Below are 11,257 nucleotides of genomic sequence, written 5' to 3' on the forward strand. Positions count from 1 at the left end.
CGTCTAAGGTAATTTACTGATAATTGACATCAGGGAGGTATTTTATGTCACTTGATGTATTAATCGTAGGAGCGGGGCCAACAGGCTTGCTTTTAGCTGCGCAATTGGCTCGGCATGGCATCAAACCACGTCTGATTGACAAGCAACCACAACCTTCCACAACTAGTAAAGCACTTGCAGTTTTTGCCCGGACTCTGGAAATATTTAACAAGCTAGGTATTGCTGAAGAAGCAATTGATTGTGGTTGTAAGATTTACGGAGCTAATATTCATGATGATGGCAAACGTTTTGCCCATATCAGTATAGACAAAATAGATTCTTTTTTCCCCTTTGTTCTCAGCCTGCCGCAGTCGGAGACTGAACGTATCCTGGCACAGTTGGTAGAGAGCCTTGATGTACATATTGAACGTCCTGTCAGTTTTACTACCTTGGAACAGGATAAAGAAGGTGTCACAGCGACACTCTGCCATCCGGATGGACAAGAAGAAAGCTGTCGAGCAGCTTGGTTAATAGGTTGTGATGGCGCACACAGCAGCGTTCGCAAGGCAGCTGGTTTGGGCTATCAAGGTATAGATATCCAAGCTACGTTTGTCCTTGCAGATTTAAAGAGTGATTGGCAACTTTCGCCCGACAATATCCAAGTTTTTTTCAGTTCAAGTGGTGTTTTAGCAGCTTTTCCCCTACCGGGAGAAAACAATTGGCGAATCATTGCTAATGTCCCTCCAGATATTGAATTACCTGAAAATCCTGAGTTACAAATTTTTCAGCAATTCACAAGCGATCGCTGTGGTTTGCAAGCTACTTTAGGCGATCCTACCTGGACAAGCAAATTTAGTATTCGGCAAAGGATAGTTGACAAGTGCCGTGCAGGACGTGTATTTGTTGCAGGTGATGCCTTAGCTTCTCATAGCCCAGTTGGTGGGCAAGGTATGAATACTGGTTTGCAAGATGCCTACAACTTAGCTTGGAAGCTAGCCCTAGTTATCAAAAATCAAGCACCAATTCATTTACTCGATTCATATCAAGCTGAACGTGAGCCAGTCTCCAAGTTTTTATTACTCAGCACGGAATGGGCTACACGAGCGATAGTTCAAAGCAATCCTACGATCAAGTTTTTACGTAGGCATCTAGCTAGTTTTGCTACCAGTTTTGATCCAGTTCAACAACGCATTACCAATACTTTGTCTGAGTTAAATGTGAACTATCGCAATAGTCCCATAGTTCAAGATGACTATCCACTTTCTTGGTTGAGCAGAAGCCCAAAAGCAGGCGAGCGTGCTCTTGATATATTGGTGCAAACAAATCAGAGACAACAACGTTTATACAACGTATTATCTGATACACAACACCATCTACTTTTATTTGGTGGTAAGCTTCCCAGCTATACTAGTTTGGCTCAAATGGCTCAGGAAATTGAAAGTAAATTTCCTGTTGTCATAACCGTGCATATAGTGCTTATTGGCACGGAAATACCAAAAGATTTACGATGGCAAGGTTCAATATTCCTTGATCCTCAAGGTGAGTGTCACCGACGTTATGGTGCTTCTAGTGCAAGCCTTTACTTGATTCGCCCCGATGGCTATATCGCCTATCGTAGTCAAGCAGCTAATGTCAATCAGCTCATGGCATATCTCCAAAAAGTCTATCTGTTTCAATCAACAGTTAAGAGTTATTAGTCAATCATTAACAGTCATTTCTTTCCTTCTGCCTCCTGCCTCTTTGAAGTTTGGAGCCTCCTTCGGAGGAGCAACGCTTTCGGAGGAAGCCTTCGCTCCAACTTCTCTCTGCCTCCTGCTTTTTTAAGCTAGTAAAACGATTCCTTGAAACTGCAACCATGACACAACTTAGGGAACGCCAACAAGTGCAAGTGCGATCGCACTCCCCCAAACCTCCCAAAGGATGGAATCGCCTAAAATGGTATGGCCCTGGTTTGATTTGGATGATTTCTTCCGTAGGCTCTGGTTCAGTACTGTTTACCCCAAGAGTCGGTTCGCGTTACGAGTATGGCTTGCTGTGGATGGCACTGATTGTCATCTTCTTTATGTGGGTGATGATTCGAGAAGTCGGCTGGTATACCGTTGTTACGGGTAAGACTATTCTAGAAGGCTACCGCGAGCTACCAGGGCCAAATAATTGGGCAATTTGGTTAATTTTTTTACCACAATTAGTTGCTGCTATAGTTACAGTTGCCGGAATTGCTGCACTTACCGGAAGTGCCTTAATGATAGCCTTTCCAGGTAATCAAGCACTTTATGCAACTATCACAATTATTTTTTCATTAATTCTGGTGATTTCAGGGCGTTACAAAGTAGTTGAACTGGCAACTTCGATCATGGCAGGTGTGCTAGTTGCAGTGGCAATTATTACCGCAGCACGAGTTTTCCCACCAGTTGAGCAGTTCGGAGGGGGTTTAATTCCGGGTTTTCCACAAGACTTAGACCTGGAATTTATACTACCTTGGGTAGGCTTTATCCTAGCGGGAGCAGCAGGAATTATGTGGTTTTCTTACTGGGTGGCGGCGCGGGAATATGGTGGGCCACTAGAGGAAGATAATCATGATCATGAGCCTGGAAATAATGGCCACTTTCATCGTGAGTATTTAGACGAGGATTATCAAAAGCGTCTCAATTCTCGCTTAAAAAAGTGGATACAGATCATGAGTACCACCGCAGCGATCGGGGTGATTGGGGGAGGCTTGGTGATTGTTGCCTTTATGATTTTAGGTGCAGAACTTTTAGCTCCTGAGGGAATCATTCCAGAAGGTATCCAGGTAGCGGAGGATCTGACGCGGCTGCTCTCAGAAGTTTGGGGAGTATTTGGTTACTGGCTGCTAATTATTGGTGTGATGATCGCTTTAGCAGGGACTATCCTCAGTAACCAAGATGGGTGGGGAAGAATGTTTGCTGATGCCACGCAAATTCTCATGGAGCCACAACTACATCAGTCTCAATTACAAAATGGACATAACGGCAATCATCTTTAGCAGTGGATATTCTCCAAGTTCTCAAATCAAGAATGGCTTAAAAATAGTTATGCAATTTGGGTAACTGCAATTCTGCCACTGATTGTTTTCTTTCTAGTCCGCGATCCAGTAGACATTCTCTCCGTGGGCGGTGTTGTTACTACAGTACATACCCCCGTAGTCGTCTTTTTAACCCTTTATTTGAACCGTACACAACTTCCAGAACAATTACAACCAGGCTGGTTTTCCTTAACCTTCATGGTTTTGTCAGGATTGTTCTTTACAGGGTTTGCAATTTTGTATTTTCTCGACTTATTTGGCATGGAATTTTGAATTAAAAACGAGGTGCTACAACCTTTGACGGATGCGAATAATTAATAAATCACTCAGGATAAATCAAAATCTTCAATTTTTTCACTCATTCTCAAAAAGTCATCACCTTACTTTTTACTTCCATTCTCAGGAGGAGTTATGAACAAAAAATTTGTTTTTCTAGCTTCAGCGGTTGGACTGAGCCTGCTAATAGGTGCTTGCGAGCCTGCTGCCGAGACTCCAACAACTACACCACCAGCAGGTACAACACCAGTACCACCAGCAGGCACAACACCAGGTACAACACCACCAGCGACTCCGACTACTCCTTAATATTTGCAGAAGCTGTGTTTAGCTTGAAAAAGAAGTACCAAAAAGTGTGAAGTGCCTGTCTAGGCATTGGTTGCAGTCGGAACGAATGATAATTCCCATCGTGGTGGTGAGGTTGTTTGGCTCATCCTCGCCGCCTTACTCTACCAAGAGCGACTAACCAGTGGTAGTTAAATAAATCATATTTACAGACAATAGCTGACAATCTTTCACAATGGAGCTACTTGCTACCATTTTAGGGTGGCTAGGCGCGATCGCCCTCATCGCTGGATTTCTCTTTATTGTAGTTTTCTATTTTCGAGGAGCTTTCCGCGACTACATCGATTACAGAGCTATCAATGTTCCTAGCCCAGATGAACACCGTTTTGCCGTCGCTTTAGGCAGTGTATCTAATTCTTTAGGCACCACAGGTTACGTAATCGACTTTTGGTTTGAGGCAAATGAGATTCAATCGGCACGGTTAAAGGCAATTCGGAGTGCCAAACGATGCATTCATTTTGAGACATTTTTCATGACTCCGGGGCGTCGTGCCAATGATTTCGCAGCTGCTTTAGCCGAACGGGCTGCCGCTGGTGTGAATGTACAACTGGTTGTAGATAGCTACGGTACGAAAAAGTTACCCAAAAAGTATTGGAAGCGTCTAGAGGCGGCTGGTGTAGAGGTTCGCTTCTTCAAATCTTTTAGCTGGAAAGCTCCGTTTGATTATGCCGGGCGCACTCACCGCAAGCTACTACTAATTGATGGAAAAATTGCTTTGATTGGTGGTGCTGGGGTTTCTGATTATTGGGATGGGCAGAAGAAATTTGGCGATACGGCTCCTTGGTTTGACTTTGAGTTTTGTTTAGAAGGTGCTGTGGTGTCAGTTCTAGAAGGAATATTTATGCAGCATTGGGCAGCAGCTCGCGGCACAGTAGACTTGAGTGCAGAAAATTTTCATCCCGATCCACCAGTGGCTGCAATGATTCTGGTAACTCCGGGTGATGCCCCTTCTAATCTCTCTTCTTCAATCAGAGCTTTATTTACTACGGCGATTTTTGCAGCTAAAGAGCGAGTTTGGATTGCTAGTCCTTATTTTTTGCCCGATTATCAGTCACGTCAAGCTCTCATTGCAGCTAAAAAAAGGGGAATTGACGTGCGCATTCTTACCTGCGGCCCCCACAATGATAAAAAATTAGTTTACTACGCCTCTGGTGAGCTTTACGGAGACTTACTTCAAGTAGGAATCAGAATCTACGAGCACCAGCCAAGTATGCTGCATGGTAAGTGCTTGTTAGTTGACGATAAATGGGTGAGTACCGGCAGTGCTAACTTCGATCCCCGCAGCTTCTTCCACAATGATGAACTGAATATCTCTACTGCCGAACCGCAAATGGTGAAACATATCAAGCAGATTTTCCACACTGGCTTTGAGCGCAGCCAAGTAATTAGTATGACAGACTGGCGTACTCGGCCGTTGTGGAAGCAAATTATTGGACGTTTAGTTCTGTTTTTACAATCACAACTTTAGAATTTGTTTAATCAAGTGAAATTATGAGAATAAATGTTGGCACTCCAAATTTAACAATTAACCACGGCAGAACCTTTATGGTGACTGATTTAAGTGGCAATATTCATCCTGAAACTAACCAAGGTATTTTTTCGGATGATACTCGATTCTTGAGCTACTATAACTGCTATTTAAACGGTAAAAATTGGATACGTCTAACTTCTACAACAACCGCTTATTATGCAGATCGCGTTTATCTCGTCAATCCGGAATTTACAACTGATGATGGCTCTTATACCAAGGGTACATTGTCACTAATTATTAGTCGGGTTGCCAGCGAGGGTATTCGTGAAGAGTTGCAGCTTACCAACTATGGATGTAAAAAAGTTCATTTCAATCTAGAAATAGCCCTGCGTTCAGACTTTGCTGATATCTTTGAGGTTGAATCTCAAAAGTTCGTCCGTCGCGGACACATTGAAACACAGTGGAACAAAGAACAAAGTGAACTGGTAACTACTTACACCAACGGTGATTTTTTCCAGTGTCTCAGTTATCGTTTAGCCAACTGTCTCGTGCAACCCCATTATGGTAATGGGCGGATTATTTTTGAGATTACCCTAGAACCTGGTGCTACCTGGAATACTTGTTGCTTTTACACCCTGGCAGACAATAAACACGTTCGTAAACCAGTAGACTTGTCTTACCAACAAGCCATTGAAACGGGGTTGGATGAAGTTCAACAACGTTGGCGAGATATTGTGACTGATGTTACCTGCTCAGATGGGGATATTACTAGACTTTATCGCCAATCGGTAGAAGATTTAGGGGCATTGCGACTATATGACTACAAATTTACTGAGGATACTTGGATACCTGCGGCGGGTGTACCCAAGTTCGTGACTTTGTTTGGTCGTGATAGTTTGATTGTTAACCTGCAAAATATGATTGTGCATCCTGGTTTTGTGAGGGGAACGTTGCAAAAACTTGCCGAACTCCAAGCTCAAGAGTGGGATGATTGGCGAGATGCCGAACCAGGTAAGATTCTGCACGAGATTCGCATGGGTGAATTGGCGTATTTCAAGAAAATACCCCACACCCCCTATTACGGCGCAGCCGATACCGCTCCTTTATTTTTAATCGCCCTGCATGAGGCTTGGAAATGGCTGGGAGATGACTCGATGTTGCAAGACTATCGAAATGTGGCTATAGGTTGCTTGGAATGGATAGAAAAGTATGGCGATTTGGATAATGATGGTTTGCAGGAGTACCAAAAGCGCTCAAAAGATGGACTTGACAATCAAAGTTGGAAAGATTCTGGTGATGCGATCGTTTACCCTGATTGTAGCCAAGTGAATGCTCCAAAAGCGTTATGCGAACTTCAAGGTTATGCTTTTGATGCGTATATGCGCATGGCAGAAGCTTTTGATTTTTTGGGAGAAAATAACTACGCTACAGAACTACGCACCAAAGCTACTCAACTGCAAGCACGCTTTGAAGAGAAGTTTTGGTGTGAGGATTTAAACTTTTATGCCCTAGCCCTCGATCCTGATAAACAACCTGTTCGTACTGTTGCTTCAAATGCTGGTCATTGTCTTTGGAGTGGTATTATTAGTCCTGAGCATGCCGCAGATGTGGTGAAAAGACTTTTGCAACCAGATATGTGGAGTGGCTGGGGCATTCGCACAATATCCACTCAAAACCCTGCATACAATCCCTTTTCTTACCACTTGGGTTCGATTTGGCCCCATGATAACGGTATTATTGCCTTGGGATTTAAGCGCTATGGTTGTGCTAAAGAGGTAGCGCAGGTTGCTGGTGGGATTTTTGATGCAGCAAAATACTTTGCTAGCTATCGTTTGCCAGAACTTTTTGCTGGGATTGCGGTAGAACCAGGAGCGTTTCCAGTTCCCTATCTAGAAGCAAATGTGCCGCAAGCTTGGGCGGCTGCATCGGTTTTTCATCTTCTGCAAGCGATGCTGGGTTTGCAAGCAGACGCTCCCAAAAATCAACTTTACGTCGATCCATATTTACCAGAATGGTTGCCTGATATTACCCTCCGCCAAGTAGAAATTGGTAAGGCTCTTGTGGATTTGAAGTTTTGGCGCGAAGGTAATGTTACCCGTTGGGATGCTGCTGTTACTGAAGGTGATGTTGAAGTGAAGCAAAAAGCTTGGCAACAGCACCAGGAAAAATCTGCTTCATCTACACGTTGATTTAGTGCATTCCACAATCAGTACAAACAGAACAAAATTTACGAGAAATAGTGACTTGTATTCAACAATAAGGAGCGATCGCGGTTCTTGTTAATTTGAATGTGGAACCTTTGAATGGAGATAATGATATGCTCATTAAGACAAAAACCACACTTTATGTTTGTAGCAGTGGTGCGATCGCCCTCTTAACATAAATTTATAATAATAAATCATTCAAATGGTAGATGTTTTTATACATATATTTCTGTCCTAAGGGGATTACACTTAATTGATTAGCAAAGGCAGTTTAGAAGCAGGGGTGTTCGTTCCCAAATTTTGTTACAAGGAATGAAAGACCTATGACTGTCTGCGCTTAAGCTTTCCAAATTGCCTTGGAGAAGCTTTTCAAAGGAGTAGTATATATGAGTGATTTTTGTCCCATCAAGCAATTTGATCACCTAGAATTTTATATTGGGAATGCTAAACAGGCAGCACTCTTTTATTCTCAGTGTTTTGGATTTACTAACATAGCTTATCGGGGGTTAGAAACGGGTAGCCGCGAAATAGCATCCTATCTAATGCAGCAAGGGAATATCCAATTTGTTTTCAGCACAGGGCTGACTCCGAAGCATCCAATCTCCAAAAGTGTCCTTAAGCATGGCGACGGAATAGCTGTTATTGCTCTAGAAGTGCCAGATACGGTTAGTGCCTATAAAGAAACAACTAAGCGAGGTGCTACAGGTGCTATTGCTCCCACTGAAGAAGAAGATGCTTATGGAATATTACGTTACTCTGCCATTCACGCCTACGGAGACGTTTTAATTAAGTTCGTAGAACGGAGTGATTACAAAGGTGTATTTGCTCCTGGTTTCCATCCCCAAAGTAAGGCGCATCTCAAGAGCAATGGCGTGGGACTAAAAACCATTGACCATATAGTTGCTAATGTAGAACTAGGTGCGATGGAGCGATGGGTGCAGTTTTTTGCTGAAACAATGGGCTTTAGCCTTTTGGTGCATTTTGACGATAAAACCATCTCTACAGAATACTCTGCCTTGATGTCGAAGGTGATGCAAGATGGCACAGGTAAAATCAAATTGCCAATTAACGAACCGGCTCAAGGCAAACATAAATCTCAAATCGAAGAGTATCTAGAACATAATTATGGCCCTGGTGTTCAACACGTAGCGCTCTCCACCGAGAACATTATTGAGACAGTGACTCGCATGAAGGCAGCAGGTGTTGAGTTTCTGAGCGCTCCACAAACATATTATGAAGACTTAGAGGAGCGAGTAGGAAAAATTGATGAACCTATAGACAAACTAGCAGAATTAGGAATATTAGTAGATAGAGATCAAGACGGATATTTACTTCAAATTTTCACCCAACCCGTACAAGATAGACCAACGCTGTTCTTTGAAGTAATTGAGCGGCATGGAGCGCGGGGTTTTGGTGAAGGAAATTTCAAAGCCTTGTTTGAAGCTATTGAACGCGAACAGGCACGTCGGGGAAATCTTGTCACCGTTTAGAAACGTGGCGAAATTATGACTTACTACTATAAGTTGGGAAAAATTCCACACAAGCGGCACACTCAATTTCGGCAACCCAACGGCTCTTTGTATCACGAAGAGTTAATCAGTATTCGCGGCTTTTCGGGGGTGCAATCTCTGCTCTATCACTTACGTCCACCAACTCAAATTCAGAAGATTTTGCCGGAGCGATCGCTCTTACTCTCCTATGAAGAACCAGGAGCTTTACGCCCTTATCACCTGCGGACAGCAACTGTAGCAGCGGGTGGTGATGCGGTGGAAGCACGTGTTCCTCTGATGGTGAATACAGATATCTGCATTGGTGTCGTTCGTCCCATGCAACCCATGCAGTATTGGTATCGGTTTGCTGACGGTGATGAGGTCATTTTCGTCCATGAAGGCAGTGGTGTCTTGGAAAGCCAGTACGGTATTCTCCGCTATAAAAGCGGTGATTATGTAGTAATTCCTACAGGCGTATTGTGGCGAATTATTCCCGATCAAGGAATTGAGCAACGGATGCTCGTAATTGAAGCCTACGGACATATTGAGCCTCCAGGACGTTACCTCAATAATTACGGTCAATTCCTTGAACACTCTCCCTACTGCGAACGCGACATTCGCCCACCGGATGAACTGATTACCCACGATGAGAAAGGAGAGTTTGAGGTACGAGTTAAAGCCAGAAACCAAATTACTAGTTATATTTATAACTATCACCCTTTAGATGTAGTGGGCTGGGATGGACATCTTTGGCCTTTTGCGTTCAACATTGAGGATTTTGAACCAATCACAGGGCGGATTCACCAACCTCCGCCGGTACATCAAACTTTTGAAGGGCCAGGATTTGTTTTGTGTTCCTTTGTACCACGTCTTTTTGATTATCATCCTCTATCAATTCCGGCTCCTTACAACCATTCCAATGTTGATTCAGATGAAGTCCTTTACTATGCTCAAGGAAACTTTATGTCACGTAAAGATATTGAGGTAGCATCAATTACGCTTCATCCCAGGGGGATTCCCCACGGCCCCCATCCAGGAACCTATGAAGGGTCAATTGGTAAAGAACGAACTGATGAACTTGCAGTGATGATTGATACGTTTCGTCCGCTGATGCTGACGAAATACGCGCTGGCATTGGAAGACAAAGATTATCCCCACAGTTGGATCTCATCATTAGAAGAACCGATTCACGGCGTGCAGCTATAAGTTTGCTAAATAAGGTGTTTATTATGACTCAAGTATTTATAAAAGCACTCAGTAGTTTAACAATTTCCTCACGCATAGAAGAACGTTTGCATCGAGGCGAACTCACTCAAGCTCAAGTTGACGATTTCCGAGACTTTCTGGCTGAGGTTGAGCGTGAATTTTTACAGCATCGAATTATTACTAACAATACTTACACTCGTTGGTTTCGTGAAGGTACGGCAACAGATGAAGAATTGCGGTATTTCATCAAACAATTCTCAGTTTTCTCGAATCAATTTCTGATCGCTGCCTTACTGAAGGGTATCAACTCGCCCACCCTTCAGCAGTCACGAGCTAGCCGGGAGATTTTGTTAAACGAACTAGGGGTGATCTATCGTAAATCTGGACAAGCGACCAGTACTCATATAGCTCAAACAGAAGAAGAAAAAGATAGAGAAGGCGATCCTGAACTGGTTAGCACTGAAGGCACGGTAGATGGTGGTATCTGTCGTTTCCGGGCGGCTCATTTTGAATGGCTGCTAGGTGTAGCTGAAGGGCTAGGGCTATATTATGAAGATATCGGCAAGCGCAAGCACGGTAGTACCACGACTTTGCACTTTTGCAATGAATTGATCCGTCTTTACGGCAGTGACGATTCCAATATAGCTGAGGGTGCTAGCTTTGCAGTCGAGAATTGGGCGGCGGCAGGCTTTTGGCAAGAGTTGGAGGACGGATTGACAGAGATTAAAAGGACGCGGCATCCGCAGCTGCATTTAGCATTCTTCAGTTGGCACAACCGCGTTGAAGGGCAGCACGCCGGACATACACTCTTAGAATTGGAAGAAGTTTATTTCCAGCCCAGCTTTGATCGAGCTAAGTTTATTCAAGGAGGGCGAGAGATTTTGGATGCGATCGCTGTTTTTTGGGATGGATTGAATAATGACAGGGAGACGGGGGGACGCAAAGATTAATATCTAAAATGAAGAACAGCCTAGTTTAGAACCAATATTGCTTCTAAAGCCTGATTTAATCATAGGTTTACGCGCTCATGAGGCAATAGCGTACAGCTTACCTTTAGGTATCGTCCTATACACGAAAAGTTAAGTCTTTGGGCGATCGCAATCAATGCGCTCTGTGACGTACCCAACGCTGATGAAAGCATACAGCGTGGGCTTCTCAATGACTCTTCTATGAAGACATGAATTGAGCTTTAAGACCGTGCGCCCCACGGTTGTTTATGTTGATAGCAGCGTTCAAATCCCTG

General features: G+C 43.6%; 9 protein-coding genes. All 9 read left to right on the plus strand.

All coding sequences use genetic code 11. The features are described from left to right. Positions 1-44: 44 nt before the first annotated feature. Complete coding sequence (locus U2718_RS31475; RefSeq protein ID WP_341996547.1) at positions 45-1,676, plus strand: FAD-dependent monooxygenase; 1,632 nt, start codon at positions 45-47, stop codon at positions 1,674-1,676. A 158-nt stretch (positions 1,677-1,834) separates the two neighbouring features. After that, a complete protein-coding gene (locus U2718_RS31480) occupies positions 1,835-2,983 on the plus strand; it encodes an Nramp family divalent metal transporter (protein ID WP_341996549.1) in 1,149 nt (382 codons plus the stop codon). Between the two features lie 123 nt (positions 2,984-3,106). Further along, positions 3,107-3,295, plus strand: a complete 189-nt coding sequence (locus U2718_RS31485) for a hypothetical protein (RefSeq protein WP_341996551.1) — start codon at positions 3,107-3,109, stop codon at positions 3,293-3,295. Between the two features lie 138 nt (positions 3,296-3,433). Continuing rightward, a complete protein-coding gene (locus U2718_RS31490; RefSeq protein WP_341996552.1) occupies positions 3,434-3,607 on the plus strand; it encodes a beta-Ig-H3/fasciclin in 174 nt (57 codons plus the stop codon). Positions 3,608-3,818: 211 nt separating this feature from the next. Beyond that, positions 3,819-5,111: a phosphatidylserine/phosphatidylglycerophosphate/cardiolipin synthase family protein gene (locus tag U2718_RS31495; RefSeq protein WP_341996554.1), complete on the plus strand. Its 1,293-nt coding sequence runs from the start codon at positions 3,819-3,821 to the stop codon at positions 5,109-5,111. Between the two features lie 23 nt (positions 5,112-5,134). Beyond that, positions 5,135-7,303, plus strand: coding sequence for a glycogen debranching N-terminal domain-containing protein (locus tag U2718_RS31500; protein WP_341996556.1), 2,169 nt, complete (start codon positions 5,135-5,137; stop codon positions 7,301-7,303). 401 nt (positions 7,304-7,704) lie between these two features. Continuing rightward, a complete protein-coding gene (gene hppD / locus U2718_RS31505) occupies positions 7,705-8,808 on the plus strand; it encodes a 4-hydroxyphenylpyruvate dioxygenase (protein WP_341996558.1) in 1,104 nt (367 codons plus the stop codon). A gap of 15 nt (positions 8,809-8,823) precedes the next feature. Further along, positions 8,824-10,014, plus strand: coding sequence for a homogentisate 1,2-dioxygenase (locus U2718_RS31510; protein WP_341996559.1), 1,191 nt, complete (start codon positions 8,824-8,826; stop codon positions 10,012-10,014). 23 nt (positions 10,015-10,037) lie between these two features. Further along, positions 10,038-10,964, plus strand: a complete 927-nt coding sequence (locus U2718_RS31515) for a hypothetical protein (protein ID WP_341996561.1) — start codon at positions 10,038-10,040, stop codon at positions 10,962-10,964. The last annotated feature ends 293 nt before the right edge of the window (positions 10,965-11,257 follow it).

Origin of the sequence: Chlorogloeopsis sp. ULAP02 (assembly GCF_038404745.2) — a bacterium.
Lineage (GTDB): Bacteria > Cyanobacteriota > Cyanobacteriia > Cyanobacteriales > Nostocaceae > Chlorogloeopsis.